General features: G+C 71.4%; 15 protein-coding genes. 9 read left to right on the top strand and 6 right to left on the bottom strand.

What is annotated here, in order from left to right; translation table 11 throughout:
• Positions 1-105: 105 nt before the first annotated feature.
• Positions 106-525: a hypothetical protein gene (locus I847_RS0104425; RefSeq protein WP_028048729.1), complete on the bottom strand. Its 420-nt coding sequence runs from the start codon at positions 523-525 to the stop codon at positions 106-108.
• A gap of 67 nt (positions 526-592) precedes the next feature.
• The gene (locus I847_RS0104420; protein WP_028048728.1) at positions 593-1,255 is read right to left on the bottom strand and encodes a hypothetical protein; all 663 of its coding nucleotides are present in this window, start codon (positions 1,253-1,255) and stop codon (positions 593-595) included.
• A gap of 161 nt (positions 1,256-1,416) precedes the next feature.
• Here I847_RS0104420 and I847_RS0104410 point away from each other — a divergent pair, with 161 nt between their 5' ends.
• From I847_RS0104410 to I847_RS25365, 5 genes are all read left to right on the top strand, one after another.
• Positions 1,417-2,628, top strand: coding sequence for a HupE/UreJ family protein (locus I847_RS0104410; RefSeq protein WP_028048727.1), 1,212 nt, complete (start codon positions 1,417-1,419; stop codon positions 2,626-2,628).
• Between the two features lie 130 nt (positions 2,629-2,758).
• A complete protein-coding gene (locus I847_RS0104405) occupies positions 2,759-4,753 on the top strand; it encodes a fibronectin type III domain-containing protein (protein ID WP_028048726.1) in 1,995 nt (664 codons plus the stop codon).
• 93 nt (positions 4,754-4,846) lie between these two features.
• Positions 4,847-5,893 carry a WxL protein peptidoglycan domain-containing protein gene (locus I847_RS0104400; RefSeq protein WP_028048725.1) on the top strand — a complete coding sequence of 349 codons (1,047 nt, stop codon included), beginning with the start codon at positions 4,847-4,849 and terminating at the stop codon, positions 5,891-5,893.
• Between the two features lie 50 nt (positions 5,894-5,943).
• Positions 5,944-7,176 (top strand): serpin family protein, encoded by a 1,233-nt coding sequence (locus I847_RS0104395; protein ID WP_155855985.1) that lies wholly within the window; start codon positions 5,944-5,946, stop codon positions 7,174-7,176.
• Positions 7,177-7,324: 148 nt separating this feature from the next.
• A complete protein-coding gene (locus tag I847_RS25365) occupies positions 7,325-8,683 on the top strand; it encodes an HNH endonuclease signature motif containing protein (protein WP_196804466.1) in 1,359 nt (452 codons plus the stop codon).
• Positions 8,684-9,011: 328 nt separating this feature from the next.
• On the opposite strand, the gene I847_RS0104385 is transcribed toward I847_RS25365, so the two are convergent.
• On the bottom strand, positions 9,012-12,062 hold the full coding sequence (locus I847_RS0104385) for a hypothetical protein (protein WP_028048723.1): 3,051 nt from the start codon (positions 12,060-12,062) through the stop codon (positions 9,012-9,014).
• Between the two features lie 187 nt (positions 12,063-12,249).
• The gene (locus tag I847_RS21880) at positions 12,250-13,101 is read right to left on the bottom strand and encodes a hypothetical protein (RefSeq protein WP_081680413.1); all 852 of its coding nucleotides are present in this window, start codon (positions 13,099-13,101) and stop codon (positions 12,250-12,252) included.
• A gap of 51 nt (positions 13,102-13,152) precedes the next feature.
• Between I847_RS21880 and I847_RS0104375 the strand changes: the two genes are divergently transcribed.
• Positions 13,153-13,830: a response regulator transcription factor gene (locus I847_RS0104375; RefSeq protein ID WP_028048722.1), complete on the top strand. Its 678-nt coding sequence runs from the start codon at positions 13,153-13,155 to the stop codon at positions 13,828-13,830.
• On the opposite strand, the gene I847_RS21875 is transcribed toward I847_RS0104375, so the two are convergent.
• Both I847_RS21875 and I847_RS0104365 read right to left on the bottom strand, forming a co-directional pair.
• Positions 13,803-14,903: a cell wall metabolism sensor histidine kinase WalK gene (locus tag I847_RS21875; RefSeq protein ID WP_155855984.1), complete on the bottom strand. Its 1,101-nt coding sequence runs from the start codon at positions 14,901-14,903 to the stop codon at positions 13,803-13,805. The genes I847_RS0104375 and I847_RS21875 overlap by 28 nt on opposite strands.
• Before the next feature lie 5 nt (positions 14,904-14,908).
• On the bottom strand, positions 14,909-15,637 hold the full coding sequence (locus tag I847_RS0104365) for a hypothetical protein (RefSeq protein WP_196804465.1): 729 nt from the start codon (positions 15,635-15,637) through the stop codon (positions 14,909-14,911).
• Positions 15,638-15,846: 209 nt separating this feature from the next.
• On the opposite strand from I847_RS0104365, the gene I847_RS27005 reads away from it, so the two are divergent.
• From I847_RS27005 to I847_RS0104350, 3 genes are read left to right on the top strand one after another with little or no spacing between them, the layout of a single operon-like run.
• Entirely contained in the window at positions 15,847-16,386 is a 540-nt protein-coding gene (locus I847_RS27005) for a hypothetical protein (protein ID WP_051274428.1), read from the top strand.
• 37 nt (positions 16,387-16,423) lie between these two features.
• On the top strand, positions 16,424-17,872 hold the full coding sequence (locus I847_RS0104355; RefSeq protein WP_196804464.1) for an ATP-binding protein: 1,449 nt from the start codon (positions 16,424-16,426) through the stop codon (positions 17,870-17,872).
• Positions 17,869-18,501 (top strand): response regulator transcription factor, encoded by a 633-nt coding sequence (locus I847_RS0104350; RefSeq protein WP_028048718.1) that lies wholly within the window; start codon positions 17,869-17,871, stop codon positions 18,499-18,501. The genes I847_RS0104355 and I847_RS0104350 overlap by 4 nt, the downstream gene beginning before the upstream one ends.
• Positions 18,502-18,520: the final 19 nt, after the last annotated feature.

The following is an 18,520-nucleotide window of genomic DNA, read 5'->3' as shown; positions in this document are numbered from 1 at the left end:
AGCCACGAGAACACCGTACGTGGGACGGCGACGACGGTGCGGGACCGCCTTCATGCGCCGCCCGTGCCTGTATGGATGCCCGGCCGAGCGTCGATGGGTCCGGTCTCAGGTCCCCAGCGACTCGAATCCCCTGATGATCGAGCCCGCGACGATGCCCGCGACTCCGACGACGATCAGCACGATGCCGCCGATCGCCAACCAGGAGCCCGGCCCGACCTTGCCCTGCGGGCGCGTCTTGACGTCCTCGAGGTCGTTCGGGTTCACGTAGACGTACCCGCCGAACGTCGGGGTCGCGCCGAGACCTGTCCGGACCGCCGCGTACACGTCGGCGCGCCGAGGTGCGTTGTCCGGCCCGGGGAACTCCAGGGTCATGACCCAGCCGCCCGGAGCGGGGATCCGCCCGAGCAGCAGGGCGGGCACCCGGACGCGGGGCACGGCACGGGCGCGGCTCACGAGCCGCATGCCCTGGACGGCGGCGGTGATGCCGAGAAGGAGCACGGCCAGTCCGAGGACGACGAGAATCACGTCGCGAAGATAGTGCGTCGGCGACGATCTGTCGGACCCGTCCAGGGCCGGCCGTCGGACGGTGCCTCTAGTCGACCCAGATGACGATCCCCGTCACCCCGTTGAGCACCGCGGCGGTCCCGGCCCGGATGGCGGCCGCGCTGCGCTCGGGCGTGAACGAGTCGGCGTCGTAGGTCGAGGACGTACCCAGACCCTCGCCGCGGAACGAGGCCCCGCTCCAGTCGACGGCCGTGACGTTGTGCGTCGGCTCGGCGACCTCTGCGCCTACGACGAGGAACTGCTGGTCGAGGTGGTTGGCCGTGATCACGGCGAGGGGGTCGACGAGGTCGTCGCCCGCGGTGACGACGAGGTCGGGGTGCATCGACATCGCCTTCGTGATGCCTCCCACGTAGTCGCCGGCGTCGACGGCGACCGTCCGGAGTGCGACGTCCTCGTCGTCCGCCCAGTCCAGCACGGCGTCGACCAGGGTCTGAGTCGGCGCCTCGTGGCCGGCACTCACCAGGACGATGCGATATCCGGGTGCGGGGTGGACGGCGGACCACGAGCCGGGCCGCGGAGAGATGGTCGCCTCCGGGCTCGGCGGTGCGGACGGGTGGACGAACCCGGCGCCGAGGGTGCCGATGCCCGCCGGGGCGTCGCGGGGCTCCGACCATCCGTCGGCACCGCCGCAACCCGCGAGCAGGACCGTTGCCACAGCCAGGGAGCAGGCGGTGCGAACTCGTGAGCGCAAGCGGGATCGTCCTTCGTGAGCGGAGGTGAGGGGTCCTTCCTAGCCCACGTCGGCGACCGGCTCACCGGCAGGGAACGGACGTTCCGCGGGCGTTCGTCAACGGTCCGCCTTGCGTTCACCGGGACGGTGGACGGTTCGCTGGCCGTCCCGAAGGAGCTCCCATGTCCCGCGCCGCCCGGCGGTCCGTCCTCGTCTGTCTCGCACTGCTCGGGCTCGCGGCCCTCGGCAGTGCGCCCGCCGCTGCGCACGGGTTCAGCACGAGCGTCTTCGTCGACGTCACGTCCCCGCACAGGGGACAGGTACGCACCGAGCTCGGGCTCGAGTACGACCTGCTGGTCGTGTCCGCCGCCGACGCCGAGCACGACGACGCGCTCTTCCAGGACGGTACGGCGGCGTTCGACGACGGCGACGTAGGGGAAGAGGCCGCGGCGCTCGCCGGGCACGCCGACGCCGTGCTCGCGTACGTGACGGAACGCTTCTCGGTCTCGTCGGCGGACCAGACCTGCGCCCCGGCGCAGGTGGGAGGCGTGACGATCACGCAACGCGAGGGCGTGCCCTACGCCGTGCTCGTTCTCGACCACCAGTGCGCGACGTCCGACGGTGCGCACGAGGTGACGGCGACCCTGTTCGGCGACGACGAGGGCTACGTCCGGGACGCCAAGACCATCGTGACCTACGACCTGGACGGCCAGCACGGCAGCGCCGCGGTCGACGGCGCCCGCCCGACGTTCTCTACCGAGCAGACGACCGGCGAGCGGTTCTGGGAGTTCTTCCACCTCGGCGCGGAGCACCTGCTCACAGGCCTCGACCACATCGTGTTCCTGCTCGCCCTCATCGCCGGCTCGCGGGGGCTGCGCGAGGTGGTGCTCGCGGCGACGACGTTCACGCTGGCGCACTCGATCACGTTCATCCTCGCCGCGACCGGGCTGGTGACCGTCCCCGCGCGGGTGGTGGAGCCGATCATCGCCCTGTCGATCGCCGTCGTGGCCGGCTGGTACCTCTACCGGATCTGGAAGCACGGCGACCGTGCCGCCGAGATCGACACCGCCCACGGGGGCCCTCTCGGACTGGACCGGGCCGGTTGGCTGCGGCTGGGCGTCGTCTTCTGCTTCGGACTGGTGCACGGCCTGGGCTTCGCCAGTGCCCTCGGCATCGACGAGGCCTGGTCCTGGACGCTGCTGTGGTCGTTGCTCGTCTTCAACGTCGGCATCGAGGCCGTGCAGCTCTCGCTGATCCTGCTCCTCTTCCCGGCGCTCACCATGACGCGGTACCGCGTGCCGCGGGTCGGGCTGTGGATCACCGGGCTGGTCGCCGCTGGCGTGACCGTGCTGGGTCTCGTGTGGTTCACGGAGCGTCTGCTCGGTCTGTCGTGAGATCGGAACCTGAGGCAACCGTTCCGGCGTGGGCAACCTCCCGGGTCGTCCTGGTTTGCGTCGAGTTCATCTGCCCTCGACACGTTGGGGGGCGCCACACAGGCCCCTCCCAGGAGAGAACGGACGACGCATGCCTTCGAACAGCGTGACACCCGAGCGCCGGGCAGCCCGGCACCGGATGTCGGTACGACTCACCGCCCTCGCAGTCGGCGCCACGTGCGCCTTCGGCGGCTTCGCCCTCGCCACGCCCGCCATGGCCGACGGCCCCGCCAACCTCACGGGAATCGTCCTCGGTGTCGGTGCCGATGAGGCGCAGCGCGTCGTGACCTGGTACACCTCGGTCGACGCCGCGCAGAGCGTCCAGCTCGCCCCCACGTCGTCGCTCGTGGCCGGTGACTTCCCGGCGAGCGCCGTCACCGTCGCGGGCGTCGGCAGCGCCAACATCGCCTCCAGCGGCGGGTTCAACCGCCACGCGACGCTCGCCGGTCTGGCCGAGAACACGGTCTACTCCTACCGCGTCGGCTCGGCCGGCAGCTGGTCGCCGACCTACTCCTTCAGGACGCAGTCGTTCGACGGCGACTACGACTTCCTGTTCTACGGCGACCCGCAGATCGGCTCGTCCGGCGACACGGCCAAGGACCAGGCCGGCTGGGAGGACACGCTGAACGTGTCGCTCGCGGCCAACCCGAACGCCGAGCTCCTCGTCTCCGGCGGTGACCAGGTCGAGACGGCCAACACCGAGGCGCAGTGGACGGCGTTCCTCGCGCCCGAGAAGCTGCGCCAGTACCCGTGGGCCGCGACGATCGGCAACCACGACGTCGGTGGCAAGGCGTACGAGCAGCACCTGTACACACCGAACACCGACCGCTCGGGGGCGCTCTACTCGAACGGCAACCCAGCGGGGACCGCGTCGGGCGGCGACTACTGGTACCTCTACAAGGACGTCCTGTTCATCGACCTGAACAGTAACTCCTACAGCACGGCCACAGGCGGTGGCGGCGACGCGGCGCACCTCGCGTACGTCACCGACGTCATCAACCAGCACGGCGCGGAGGCCAAGTACAAGGTCCTCGTCTACCACCACTCGATCTACTCGCCGGCCGACCACGCGAAGGACACGGACGCCAAGGTCCGTCGCGTCGACTTCCCGACGACGTTCTCCAACCTTGGCGTCGACCTGGTCCTGCAGGGCCACGACCACAGCTATTCGCGCAGCTACCTGAACAAGAACGGCGCGAAGGCGGATCCCGCAGAGCAGCCTGGTCAGGCGGACGTGTACCCGGGGCCCGGCGGCGTCCTGTACGTCACCGCCAACTCGGCCTCGGGCTCCAAGTACTACGACCTCACGGCTCCCGACGGCACGGGCACGAGCGGTGCCGGCAACGGTGCCGACCCCCTGAACCCGAGCAGCTACTGGTACAACTCGGTCCAGAACCAGGAGCACGTGCGGTCCTACGTCAAGGTCGAGGTCCGCAGCGACAAGCTCGTCGTCGAGAACGTGCGCAGCGGCGACTGCTCGGCGCCGAACGCGGCCGTCGAGCTCGCCAAGGTGGCCTGGTGCGGGCCGAACAACGGCTCCTCGCCCGCCCAGCCGGTCGGTTCGCTCGTCGACTCGGTCACCGTGCACCCGTACCAGGGCGCCGGTCAGCACCTCCAGGTCGCGGTGCCCGACGCCGCCCCCGGTGAGTTCGGCTGGACGATCGACGGCTACAACGGGCTGGTCGACCTCGGTACCGCGGTCGAGCACGGCGGCGACTACTTCGAGGCGGCCGGCCAGATCAACCCGATCACCGTGACGGACTCGCGTCGCTCGCACGCGCCGTGGTCCGTGTCCGCCTCGGTCGGCGACTTCAAGGACGGCACCAAGACGTTCTCGGGCGCCAACCTCGGCTGGACTCCCAAGGTCGTCCAGCCCGGCGCGGGTGCGACGGCCGGTGAGTCGGTCGTCTCCGGCTACGCCGGTGGTGGCAGCGGGCTCTCGGTCTCGCGTGGCCTCGGTTCCGCAAGCCAGGGTCACGACAAGGGGACGGCCAAGCTCGGCGCCGACCTCGACCTCAAGATCCCGGGCGACGTCACCAAGGGCTCGTACCGCGCGACGCTCACGATCACGGCTCTGAGCAGCTGACCTCGGTCGGCTGACCCCGGTGGGTGGGCGCCTCGTGCGCCCACCCACCGGATTCCCGTTTCTGCTCTGCTGCTCTCGTCGAAGGAACTCCCGATGCACGCACGACTCGTCCGCACGGCCCTCGTCACCGCGCTCGCCGGTGTCGCACTCGCCGCCGGCACCACCTCCGCGACCGCCGGCGACGACGACGTCACGTGGACGGTGCGCACGGGCTCCAGCGACCTGGGTGCCGACCGGACGAGCTTCACCTACTCGGTGAAGCCGGGCGGGACCGTCGACGACAGCCTCGTGGTGGCCAACCACGGGGCGACCCCGCTCGTCCTGGGCGTCCTGGCCGCCGACGGGTACACCACCGAGAGCGGCCAGCTCGACCTGCTGACGACCGACGAGACGTCGACCGGGGTCGGCGCGTGGGTCGACCCGCAGACGACGAGCATCACCATCCAGCCCGACGCCACCGTAGACGTCCCGTTCAAGGTTCAGGTCCCGGACTCGGCCACCCCCGGGGACTACGTCGGCGGCATCGTCACGTCGCTCACGCAGTCCGACACCGAGGAGGGCATCAACGTCGACCGACGCCTCGGTGTGAAGGTGACGCTGCACGTCGACGGTGAGCTGCACCCCAGCCTCGCGGTCGAGGGCGTGAGCGTCGCCTACCACGGGACGTTGAACCCCTTTGCGACGGGTGACGCCACGATCACGTACACCCTCCAGAACACGGGGAACGCGATCGTGTCCGCCCGGCAGGCCGCTTCGGTCGCCGGGCCCTTCGGATGGTTCACCGCGCACGCGGGCGAGGTCGCGGCCCCGCCGCAGCTCCTGCCGGGGGAGTCCTGGAAGGTCACCGTGCCGGTCGACGACGTCGCGCCGACCGTGCGCCTCTCGGCGCAGGCCCTGGTCACGCCGTTGCTCACCGACATCTCGGGGTCGACCACGTCTCTGGATCCCGTCGCTGCGGCAGGGTCGACCTGGGCGATCCCGTGGTCGCTGCTGGTGCTGGTACTCGTCGTGGTGGGCGCCATCGTGGGCATCGTCCGCGTCCTTCGTCGGAACCGTCGACTTCGGGCAGCCCAGGAGGAGGCCCGCGTGCAGGAGGCGGTCGAGCTCGCGCTGCGAGAGCGGGCGGACTCCGTCAGCTGAGACGGGCGCTGTCGCGGGACAATGGCGTCCCCCGAGCCGACGGAGGGCCCGTGCCGGAACAGATGGACCCACCCACCGCGGCGCTCGTCGCCCGCTTCGCGCAGCGGTTCAACGACGCTTTCCTGGGCGAGCACGGCGTCGGGTCGCCCTTGGGTCTCTGGCTCCTCCTCGCGCTGCTCGCTCCGGCCGCGCGCGCGGCGGCGCGGGGGACGCTCGAGGAGACGCTCGGCACCGACGCGGCCGATGCGGCCCGCCGAGCCGCCGCGCTGGTCCAGGAGCCGCACCCGGCCGTCGGCGCTGCGCTCGCTGTCTGGCTCGACGAGGCCGCCCTGGACGGTTCAGCGTTCGGCTCCTGGGCCGGACGGCTCCCGGCCGCGGTCGAGGCGGGCGCGATCCCGACGCAGGACGCCGCCGACCGGTGGGCGCACCGCCGGACCCGAGGTCTGATCGAGCGCTTCCCGCTGACGGTCGAGCCGGACACCGCTCTCGTCCTCGTCTCGGCCCTGGTCAGCGAGGTCACCTGGACCAAGCCGTTCGAGGATGCGGCCCCGGGCGAGCTGGGCGGCTCGTTCGGCGGTCTCGAGGCGCTCAGGGCTCCGCACGAGGGGCACGACAGGTGGATCGCGCGCACGGATGCGGCCGGTCTCGTCGGCGTGCACGCCGCCCGGTCGGTCGACGGCCTGCGGGTGCTGTCCGTGATCGCCGCCCCGGAGGTCGCGCCCGGGGACGTGCACCGGGCCGCGCACGAGATCGCGTGCCTGCTGGACGCGCGACGGGAGGTCGGCGTCAGCCTGTTCGACCTCCCCGAGGGACCGGGGGTGGCCTGGGAGATCTCCGAGACCGTCGAGGAGCGGGTCTCCTTCTCCGACCGGAGCGAGGTCGTCGACGCCGTCCTGCCTGCCTGGTCGGCGCGCTCGACGCACGATCTGCGCGACGCACCTGGCGTCGAGGAGGCCTTCGCGACGATGGACACCTTCCTCGTCCCCGCCGCCCGCCCCAGTGCCGGCAGTGCGGTCCAGGCCACGGTCGCGGCGTTCGGCAGGGCGGGGTTCGAGGCGGCAGCGGTGACTGTGCTGGCCGCTCGGGCCGGTGGGGTGCCGCCATGCGTCGAGGTGCGCGAGCGCCACGCGACGATCCGGTTCAACCGCCCCTACGCGGTCGTCGCGGTTGCCACGTCCGTGGTCCCGGACCTCGAGCAGGGGTGGGGCTCGACGGACGTGGCGGTTGCACAGTGGGAGGGCGTCCCCGTGTTCAGCGCCTGGGTCGCGACGTCGGGGGACTAGGGAGTTAATCGCTTGTCGGCGGTCGGTCGTACAGTTGTTCGAACGGACGACGCACGGCGAGAGGTTGGCGATGAGGGACGGCGGGGCGGCGATGGTGGACCTGACAACGGCGATGCCGTCGTTCTCGTCTTCGCCCACGCTCGAGTCTGTGCCCTTGGACGCGGTCGGGCCCGGGCAAGGACTGCCGCAGTTCCCGGTCGCTGGGGTCTCGATCCTTGAGCTGGCAGTCGCGCTGGACGGGGTCGAGGTGGCGGACCTCTCTTCCGGGGACGTGATCGGTGTGGTGCAGGGATTCGAACAGCTGATCCGCGCTGCTCAGGCCGCCCAGGCGGTCGCCGTCCGAGAGCTCGAGGTCCGCCGCCCGGTCCATCCCTCCCCGGTTCCCGACGAGCTCGCCTGCGCCCTGGTCACCACCCGCCGCGCGGCGGAGATGCTGCTCGTGCGAGCGTCGCTGGCGGCTGCTCACCCAGCCGTGCACGACGCGTGGGCGGCCGGCCTGCTCGATGCCCGCAAGGTCGACATCCTGTTCACGGAAGCCCTGACCACCCACGCGGTCGACCCCAGAGAACCCACCGCGGGAGCCGCGGACGCCGCACTGGCCATCGGGCTGGCGGCCGCTCCTCGGATGACCGGGCCCCAGCTCGCCCGCCACGTGCGCGCCGCCGTCATCGCCTGCGACCCCGACGCCGCCGAGAAGCGGCGCACCGCCGCCCGGGCGGACCGCGGCGTGTCGTTGAGCCCCTCTGTGGACGGGATGGCCTGGCTGAACGCGTACCTGCCCGCGCCCGACGCAGTGATGGCGTTCACCGTCCTCGACGCTCTGGCCGGAACCACTCGCGTCGACGGTGACGAGCGGACCGCCGACCAACGCCGAGCGGACGCGTTCAGCGACGTGTTCAGCTCCATCCTGACGAACCAGGCCACCCCGGACGGCGTGCCCCTGCCGCGAAGACACGGAATGGCCGTGAGCGTCGGGGTCACGGTCGCTGCGACCACGCTGCTCGGGTCCGACGATCAGCCGGGGTCTCTGGACTCGTTCGGTCCGATCACCGCGGGAATGGCCCGTGAGCTCGCACAAGACGGAACCTGGCGGCGCCTGCTGACCGACCCGGCGACGGGGCTGGTGTGTGAGACCGGGACAGTGTCCTACCGGCCGGGCGCGGACCTGACCCGCACCATCATCGCCCGTGACGTCACCTGCACCTTCCCAGGGTGTCGGCAACCGGCTGGCCGCTGCGACCTCGACCACATCGACCCGTTCGACCCGGCGAGATCGGCCGACGGTCAGACCTGCCCGGACAACCTGCACGCGCTGTGCCGGCACCACCATGAAGCGAAGACGAGGAAGTACTGGAACGTGCACCGCGACCGCGCCACCGGAATCACCTGGTGGACGAGTTCGGACGGCCTCACCTACTCCCGGGACCCCACTCCGCACCTGCTGGACATCGCCGGACTGACGACGCACGCGCCACCCCGGTCAGACGACGAACCGCCGCCGTTCTGACGCCAGCTCGCGTTCGCCTGCGGATCGTCGCCCAGCGTGTGTCGGCTGTGTCGGCTGTGTCCTCTGCGCCGGAGGCCGGTTCCGGATGAGTCCGGCGAACTGGTCAGGGTGCGGTCGCGGGCCGGGGCAGGACGCGGCCCGGGTACCGGTCGGGCGGGTGAGGCCGGTCAGGCCGGTCAGGCTCGGTGAGGCTCGGTCATGCCTGTCGCGCTCGGTGAGCTTGGCCAGGCGGGTCAGGCTCGGTCAGGCCGGTGCGGCCGGTGAGGCTCGGTCAGGCCGGTGAGGCTCGGTCAGGCCGGTGAGGCTCGGTCAGGCCGGTCAGGCTCGGTCAGGCCGGAGCCGATTCGGCTCTGGGGCGGCGGATGAGCGCGAGGCCACCGCCGACGACGGTGAGGAGCAGGCCGATCGCGGCGAGAGCGGCGGGCAGCCAGGTGGGGATGCCCAGGTAGACGGTGATGCCGAGGATCCGGGAGAGCCCCCATGGCAGCAGGGCCATCTGGTCGTTCCAGATGGTGAGCGCGCGTTCCAGGCCGATCGCGGCGATGCCGAACGACGTGATGGCCAGGGTGAGACCACCCGCGAGGACCGTGAAGCCGACGGCTCGGAGCGGGCGCATCCCGTACGCGCGCCGCAGGACCAGCGAGATCACGACGAACGACCAGCAGAACGCGGCGAAGGCGACGGTGATGTAGGCCGTGCGGGATGTCGGGTCGGTCCAGAAGCCGAACCAGTAGCGGCCCGGGCCTCGGACGACGAGCGCCACGAGCAGGATCACCGTGCGGAGCAGAACCACGCCACCGAGAGCAGCCCAGAGGTGGAACGGGTCCCGGCGGCCGACGACGAGGCGCAGCACGGCGGCCAGGATGAGCCACGCCCCGAGGGTCGCGACGAGGTGCGCAGGCGCGGCGAACCAGGTGTAGATCAGGCGGCTCGCGACCAGGACCGCGGCGGGCAGGGCCCACACCACGACCCGCTCGGTGCGGTTCGTCGGCGCCGGGATCTCGGCGAGCCGCCACGGCCGCGTCGTCGCGACGAACAAGGCGCGGAGTGCGGTCGGACGCGGCCGGACCGCACCGAGCCCGAGGACGAGGAGCAGTACCAGGAGCATGACGCGAGCCAGCCAGGCCATGGCGGGATCCCGGTCGGCCCGTTCGGCGCCGATGTCGGCGGCCGTGAAGTTGTACGCAGGCAGGTCGACGTCGCCGGCGTACGTCGACTCGTGCTCGGCGCGGGCACGGCGGAACTCGCCCTCGGCGGCCCGCCACTGGTCGTAGGCCGTCGAGCTGCCCGTGTCGAGCCACTCCACCCGCCGCAGGACCGACTCGCGGTACGCGGCGAGGGTGCCCAGGAGATCGGTCTCGTAGTCGAGGGCGCTCACGAAGTGGTCGTACAGCTCGGGCGAGCGCCACGTGCTGGGGTCCGTCGCTGCGACCTGGGTGCGCATGTCGCGGGCGATCTCTGTCGCGTGTGCTCCGTCGGCCACCGCCGAGTCGAGGTCGGTCCTGCTCACGGCGTAGATGCTGTCCAGGGCGGCGGAGTCACCGGTGGCGATGTCCCACTCGAAGATCCACATCATCGGCGGCGGTTCGAGGCCGAGTGCCTTGACGCTGTTCTCGGCGTACGGCCGGATGTACAGGCCGCTGGTGATCGCCTCGCGCGAACGGCCGAGGCTCGCGGTGATGGCGGCAGCGGTCGCGGGGTCGTCCGAGAGGGTCTGCCGAACCCAGTCGGCGGTCAGCCCTGTCGGGTCGGCCGACGGGTCCCACGCCAACCGGGCGGTGCCGTAGGTGTTCAGGTCGTACATCTGCCAGAACCCGGTCCGCAGGTAGAGCGTCATGGGTCCGGCACGCAGCGGACCGCCGTCCTGCGTCCAGTTCCACACTCCCTCGACGTGCGGGTTTGCCGCGAGGAAGGTCTGCAGCGCCTGCGCCTCCTCGGCCACGAGGTCGTTCGGTAGCGACCCGAACCCCTCGAACTCGCGCCGCGCCTGGAACTCGACGATGCGCCGCTGGTCACCGACCAAGAGCGTCGGGTTGAGGGGCAGGTGGCTGTAGAAGTCGCCCATCGTGTACTTCGTCGACACGATCAGGTGCTGGTCGTCGATGCCGCCGAGCACGGCCTCGTAGGACTCGGGGTTGGTGTGCAGGTCACCGACCGCACCGACGCCGACGGTCCACGTGCGGAAGATGATGTCGCGGTCGTGTGCAGCCGCCGTCGACAGGAGTGCCTCGAGCATCGCCTGGACGGAGGACGCGGATGTCACCGCAAGCTTCGACGAGTAGTCCCATCCCGCCTGGTAGACCGAGCCGCCCTCGCCGATCCGGACCATCAGCCCGTCGACGAACGGCATGTTCTCGAACAGCTCGGCGAGGCCGGCCTGGTAGACGGACCACAGTGCTGGGTCCTCGACGGCCAGACCGCCGACCGTCCGTTGCAGGTACGACTCGAGCGGGGGCGAGACCGCGAGCATGTCTGTGAGCAGGTAGACGTGCATTCCCATGTCCGCCGCGTACTGGAACACCGGACCGAAGGCCGCGACCATGGCCTGCGCGCGGGCCACATGGGGGTCGCCCTCGGGGTAGACGTCATGGCCGTCGCCGACGCCGCTGAACGTCACGTACTCGAGGAACCCGGGCACGACGATCCCGTTGTACCCCTCCCGCAGGTCGTGCTGGACCAGCTGCTTGAACTGCGCGTCGATGTCGTCGACGACGGCCTGGTCGACCCACGGCGCCTCGGGCAGCACCGCACCCGCGACGACGTCGGTGTTCAGCGAGTAGTCCGTCCCGGCGGCGAACGCCTCCGGGTCTGCCTCGCGTCCGACGGATCCGCTGTCGGTGAGCCGCAGCCCGAGCCGCGGTTGCTGGGTCTCGCCGGAGGCGTCCACCGCGGCGCCGGACCGAATGCGGTCGGCGATGCCGTAGAGGCCGGCCGCCGCGCCCGCTGGTCCGGACGCTTCCACGGCATACCCGCCGGGAGTGTCCCGGTCGACCCGGTACGCCTCGGGTGAGTCGGCGAAGGGCGAGACCGTCCGCACCACCAGGTCGGCCGACGCGATCCCGGCGAGCGCAGCCTCGGAGCCTTCGGTCGTGATGGTCGGCGCAGGTAGACCCCGGCCCGCCAGCGCGTCGGCCACGGCTGACGCCGCAAGAGCGACCCGTGCGTCGTCGGGAACCTGGATCGTCGCGATGGACGGCGGATCCGCGAGTGGCGTGGACGCCACGCTCGTCGCCGCCGCTGGGGCCGGGGTGTCCGCCGGCTCGAAGCTCAACCCGAGCGCCTGACCGACACCCACAGCGACGGTCGCGCCCAGTGCGAGGACGACGACGGCCGCCACGAGCGGTGCACGCAGGGCGGATCGAGGGCGCGAACGAGACATCGGCGAAGTGTAGGAACCGCGCCCGTGCGCGTGGGACCTAGGTCGCGCGGACGTTCGGGGTCAAACCCGGTCGAAGCGACCAGCACTCCTGTGCACACGACTCGCATTCACCCGTTCGGCCCAACGACTCCCGCGTGGGACGGTGCGTGTCGCCGCTCCGGGCGTCGAGACGACCGGAGCACCACGGTCATGCGTCGAGCTGGTCGAACTCGTCGAGCTCGTCCAGCTCGTCCAGCTCGTCCAGCTCGTCGAGCCCGTCGGGCGCGGCGGTCTCGACGTCGCGCTTGGTGAGCGTGAGGTAGACGACGATCACGGCGATCGTCGCCAGGAAGATGAGGCTCGTCGTCGTCGTACCCAGCCCGAGGCCGCCGTCCGCCCTGGGCTGCGAGAGCAGGTCTCCGATCGAGGCGCCCAGCGGTCGGGTCAGGACGTAGGCGATCCAGAAGGACAGGACAGCGCCGAGGTGGAACCGGTAGTGGGCCAGGGCCACGACTCCGATGGCGGCCGCGAAGATCACCGCGGACGCGAAGTACCCGAGACCGAGCTTCTCGGCGAGCAGGTCGCCGGCAGCGGTGCCGAGCGCGAACGTGAAGAGGATGGCCAACCAGTAGAACGCCTCGCGCCGGGTGCTGGTGATCGAGTGGATCGAGAGCGTGTGCTCCGTCCGGTACCAGACCGCGAACGTGAGGCCGAGGGCGATCGCGAACACCGCTGTGGTCATCCAGAGGGGGACGCCATAGCTCTCGACGAGGTTGTCGGTGATCAGGGTCCCGACGACGCTGATCAGGACGACGGCGAGCCAGTAGGCCGGGGCGACGTAGCGAGGAGCGCGGAACTGCGCGACGAGCGTGATCACGAGCAGTGCCCCGACGATCAGCGTCGCAGCCGTCAGCGTCATGCCGAGCGTCTCGGTCAGGTAGTCGGCGAACGTCTCCCCGACGGTCGTGGCCAGCACCTTGATCACCCAGAAGGACACCGTGATCTCGGGGACCTTGTTCAGCAGGCGGCGTACGTCCGTGGCGGAGGTGTTCGATGTCATGGGACGTAGGCTCGCGGTCCGATGCTGAGGATCCCCTGAAGGGCGTGGCCAGTGAAGGTGCTGATCGTCGAGGACGAGCACGACATCGCGGAGGCGATCCGCCGGGGGCTCGCGGGCGAGGGGATCGCTGTCGACGTCATGCGCGACGGAGTGGACGGGCTCTGGGCCGCCACCGAGACCGCGTACGACGCGATCGTCCTCGACCTGATGCTGCCTCGGATGAGCGGCAGAGACGTCCTGCTCGGTCTTCGCGAGCGCGGGGTCTGGACGCCGGTACTCGTGCTGACGGCCCGCGAGGGCGACGCGGTGCAGGTCGGCGCCTTCGACGGAGGCGCCGACGACTTCCTGGCCAAGCCGTTCTCGTTCGACGTCCTGCTCGCCCGGCTCCGGGCGCTCGTGCGCCGCGGGGCTCCTGAGCGCCCGGTGGTCCTGTCCGTCGGCGATCTTCGCCTCGAGCCCGCGCGCCGGCGGGTCACCCGCCAGGGCGAACAGATCGCTCTGACCCCGCGCGAGTACGGCGTCCTCGAGCTCCTGATGCGGCGCAACGGCGACGTGGTGACCAAGAGCGAGATCCTCGCCAACGTCTGGGACTCCGCGTACGAGGGAGATCCGAACGTCGTCGAGGTCTACATCAGCTATCTGCGGCGCAAGGTGGACGCCCCCTTCGGGCGCACCTCGATCGTCACGGTCCGGGGGATGGGCTACCGAGCCGTCGACGACGAGGCCTGAGGCAGCCGCACGACGAACGAGGCTCCCCCCAGGTCCGACTCGCCGACCCGCACGCTCCCGCCGTGCGAACCGACGATCCCGCGCACGATGGCGAGCCCGAGCCCCGAACCGCCCGCCGACCGGGCGCGGCCCTCGTCGAGTCGCACGAAGCGGTCGAAGACGAGATCGCGGTCCGTCACCGCGATGCCGCTGCCGTCGTCGGCAACCTCGATGCGTGCGCACGGAGCATGCGCGCCCTGAGTGCCTGCACCGGGAGTTCCGGGGTCTGCGGTGACCGTGAGCCGGACCCGGCGCTGCGCGTGCCGGACCGCGTTGTCGGCCAGGTTCTGCACCACCCGTGACAGCTCCTCGGGGTCGCCTGGGACCCGCACCGGCTCGGTGACCACGTCGACCACGACGCCACGCCGCGGACGCAGCCCGAAGCCGATCCGCTCGACCACCTCGTCGAGGTCGACGTCGCGGTCCCGTCCGGGTGCGTGCTCCTCGGTCCTCGTCAGCACCAGCAGGTCGTCGACGAGGCGCTGCATCCTCTCGTTGGACGCGCGAAGGACCGAGGTGGTGGCGACCCAGTCGGCGTGCGCCGGGTCCCGAGCCGCCACGTCGAGCTCGGCGCGCGCGGCGGCCAACGGACTGCGCAGCTCGTGGCTGGCATCGGCGACGAAGCGGACCTGAGCCTGGTGCGCGTCGTGCAACCGGTCGAGCATGCCGTTCAGGGTCACCGCCAGCCGGGCGATCTCGTCGGCGGTCGTCGGCACGTCGACGCGGGTGCTCAGGTCGGCCGCACCGATCTGCGCCGTGCGCGCCCGCATCTCCTCGACCGGACGCAGGGCACGGCCCGTGAGCAGGTAGGTGATGGCGCCGACGACGAGGACGAGGAGCGGGACGCCGACGAGCATCGCCTGGGCGGCGTCCTGGACCGCGTCGGACGCGATCGGCACAGCCGCCTCGTGGGCCTCGAGCGAGCGGTGCAGCACGACGAGCAGACCGAGCGACGCCACGACGAGGGCGATCGCGACGGCACCCATGGCGGCGAACGCCGACCGTGCGCGGACGCTGCGGGCCACCTGCCTCATGCGGGTCACGCTAACGGTCGACGGTCCTCGCGCTGGGTGAGGGTCATCCGGACCACCAGGGCGCCGATCGCCAGGCTCAAGACCAGCGCGACCCGGCCGGAGCCGATCCCGAGGCCGCCGCGGACCGGCGGCTGTCCGAGCCAGTCGGCGAACGACGCACCGACGGGTCGGGTGAGGACGTACGCGGCCCAGAACGCGAGCACCGCGTTCATCCCGAACCACCGGTACCCGATCGCCGGGACGAGCAGGAGCGCGCTGAACACGAGAGCCGCTGCGAGGTAGCCGAGGTGGAGAGTCACCGCGACCAGGTCGCCCGCGGCGGTGCCGAGCGCGAACGTCGCCATCACTGCCGCCCAGTAGAAGAGCTCGCGTCGTCGCGTGTGGATGCTGTGGATCGACAGGGTCTTCTCGCTGGACCGCCACGCCCCGAACACGGCGGCCAGTGCGATCGCGAACGCGACGGTGGAGACCGCGTACGGGATCCCGAGTCCGACGTGCACGACGTCGGCCGCCATGGTGCCGAAGACGCCGACCATCGCCACCGCGAACCAGTAGCGCCAGACGACGTAGCGACCGGCTCGCAGCTGGATGACGAGCGCGACGGTGAACGCCACGGCGCCGAGCAGCACGGCGATCTCCGGCGCCATCGCGCGGACCAGGAAGTCGGAAGCCGCCTCACCCATCGCCGTGGTCAGAGCCTTGGTGACCCAGAAGATCGCGGCCACTTCGGGCACGCGGGACGGTGCAACGGTACGGATGAGGGTGGGTTCGTTCGTCGTCACGGGCGGATCGTCGCGAACGCACCCTTCAGATTGCCTGAGAGCGGTGGGTCCCGGCGGGAGCTGTTCCGGACGCACGCGGTACTAGTACCAAGGTTCGATGGCGCCGCAGACCTGCGAGGCGGGAGAAAGGTGTAGCCAGCCCACCACCCAGGGAGATCGACATGTTGAAGCGCATCCTCTTGCTCACCGCTGCCGGTGTCGTCGCCGTCGTGCCCGCCGCCGTCGGGCTCGCGGGCAACAGCAGCCTCAGCCCGTCGGTGCCCGTCGCGCCACCGGCTCAGGCGGTGCTCGTCGACGACCACGACGGCAGCGGCAGTGGCGCGACCACCGAGATCGGCGACGACCAGCAGAGCCCGACGGCGTCGGCGAGCGCGGCACCCGGAGCGACGAGCGTGCCCGCACCAGTGCCCGCGGCCGGCGCGGACGACCACGGTGGCCTGGTCGACCGCGACGACCGTGGCGAGGTCGGAGACGACCGTGCCGAGAGCAGCGCCCCGAGCAGCGCACCCGACGTCAGCGACGACGACGCCTCCGACGACGCCTCCGACGACGCCTCCGACGACGCCTCCGACGACGCGCAGCACGACGCCTCCGACGACGCCAGCCACGACGCGTCCGACGACACGGTGAACGACGGGTCGGACGACGGCTCGACCCACGACGCAGGAGACGACCACGGCGGGCATGGCAGCGACGACTGACGAAGCGGCGGACAGGGGGCCGCATAGGGTGAGCCACGTGCCACTCGAGGTCCCCTGGACCACCCTGAGCGCCGGCCGCGGCGCCGGCGTCGCGCACGAGCAGCGTCCCGTACGGACGTGGCGGGTGTTCGGTCAGCTGGCTGCCGCCGCGGGGGTCGTCCTGGTCGTCGTCGCGGTGCTCGGCCTCACGGCCAGCCGGCGGATCGCCGAGCAGGAGTCGGTCAACGGCGCGGCCCGTCGCACGGATCTCGTCGCCGACGCCGTCGTGCAGCCCACGCTCCAGGACGGCATCGTGACGTCGGACCCGGCCGCGGTGGCCGCGCTCGACGAGGCCGTGCGGACCAACGTGCTCGGCGACGAGGTGGTCCGGGTCAAGGTCTGGGACGCCGACGGGCGGATCGTCTACTCCGACGACGACCGTCTGGTCGGGCGGGTCTTCCCGCTCGGTGTCGACGAGTCCGCCGTGCTCGCGGACCCGACCACCGAAGCCGAGGTCAGCGACCTCAGCCGGCCGGAGAACGTGTACGAGCGCGGGCAGGGCAAGCTGCTGGAGGCCTACCGACCGGTGTGGACCCCGGACGGCACGCCCCTGCTGTTCGAGACGTACAGCAGGTACGACGTCGTCACCGAGCGGTCGACGGCGCTGTGGCGCGGCTTCTCGGGCGTCACCCTGACGAGCCTGCTGCTCTTCGTGGTGCTCATGCTCCCGGTCCTCTGGACGCTCGTGGACCGGCTCCGACGCGCGCAGCAGAACCGCGAGGTGCTGCTGCAGCACGCCGTCGAGGCGTCGGAGGAGGAGCGTCGCCGCATCGCCGCGACGCTCCACGACGGCGTGGTCCAGGAGCTCGTCGCCTCGTCGTTCGCACTCGCGGGCGCGGCCGAGCGTGCCGAGCGTTCGAGCGCACCCGAGCTTGCCCAGCCGCTGCGTGAGGCCGCCGGTACCGTCCGTGCGAGCATCCAGGGACTGCGCTCCCTCTTGGTCGACATCTATCCGGCGAGCCTGCAGACGTCCGGGCTCGACGCCGCGCTGACCGACCTCGTCGGCGGGTTGGCCGCTCGCGGTGCCGCGATCGACCTTGCGCTGTCCGACGCTGCGGTGTCGGCCAGCTCCGACGCTGCCCTTCCCGCCGGGCCCGACGCTGCGGTGTCGGCCAGCTCCGACGCTGCCGTGTCCGACGGACTCGACGCGGCAGGCGAGCGGCTGGTCTACCGGGTCGCCCAGGAGACGCTGCGCAACGCCGTGACGCATGCGCGGGCCGACCAGATCGCCGTGAGCCTGACGCGCACGGGTGCCGATGTCGTGCTGGAGGTCACGGACGACGGCGTGGGGTTCGAGGTCGACGAGACGCTGGTCCGGCCGCAGGAGGGTCACTTCGGGCTCCGCCTCCTGCGCGACCTCGCCTCGTCCGAGGGCGCCGAGCTCAAGGTGCGGTCCGCGCCGGGATGCGGCACGGCGTGGCGGTTGACGGTGGGAGCAGGCCGATGAGTCACGACGACGTGACGGTGCTGCTCGCCGACGACCACCACCTGGTCCGCTCAGGGCTGGCCGGACTCGTCGACGGTGCCGAGGGCCTGCGCGTCGTCGGCCAGGCTGCGGACGGTGCCGAGGCGGTCGAGCGTGTGGCGGAGCTCGAGCCCGACGTCGTGCTCATGGACCTGTCGATGCCGGTCCTGGACGGTGTGGAGGCCACCCGTCGGATCGTCGCTGCGCGACCCGAGACCCACGTCGTCGTGCTCACCTCGTTCTCGGACCAGCGGCGGGTCGCCGATGCGCTCGCGGCCGGGGCCGTCGGCTACCTGCTCAAGGACTGCGACCCGCGCGACCTCGTCGCGGCTGTTCGGTCTGCGGCCCAGGGCCACGCGCCGTTGGACCCACGGGTGGCCCGTGCCCTGCTGCCCTCTGCAAGCACGTCCCCGGCGGACGGTCTCAGCGCCCGCGAACGGCAGGTCCTGCGCCTCCTCGGCCAGGGCATGGCGAACAAGCAGATCGGTCGTGCGCTCGGGATCAGCGAGCGGACGGTCAAGGTGCACGTGGGGCACGTGTTCCGCCAGCTCGGGGTGTCAGACCGCACGAGCGCGGCGCTCTGGGGCAAGGAGCACCTGGCGGAGGACTGACGTGTATCTGCCATGGACC

It is taken from the genome of Cellulomonas sp. URHD0024 (assembly GCF_000426185.1).
Lineage (GTDB): Bacteria > Actinomycetota > Actinomycetes > Actinomycetales > Cellulomonadaceae > Cellulomonas.
The sequence above is the reverse complement of the archived record's forward strand: the minus strand, read 5'-3'. Positions and strand labels throughout refer to the sequence as shown.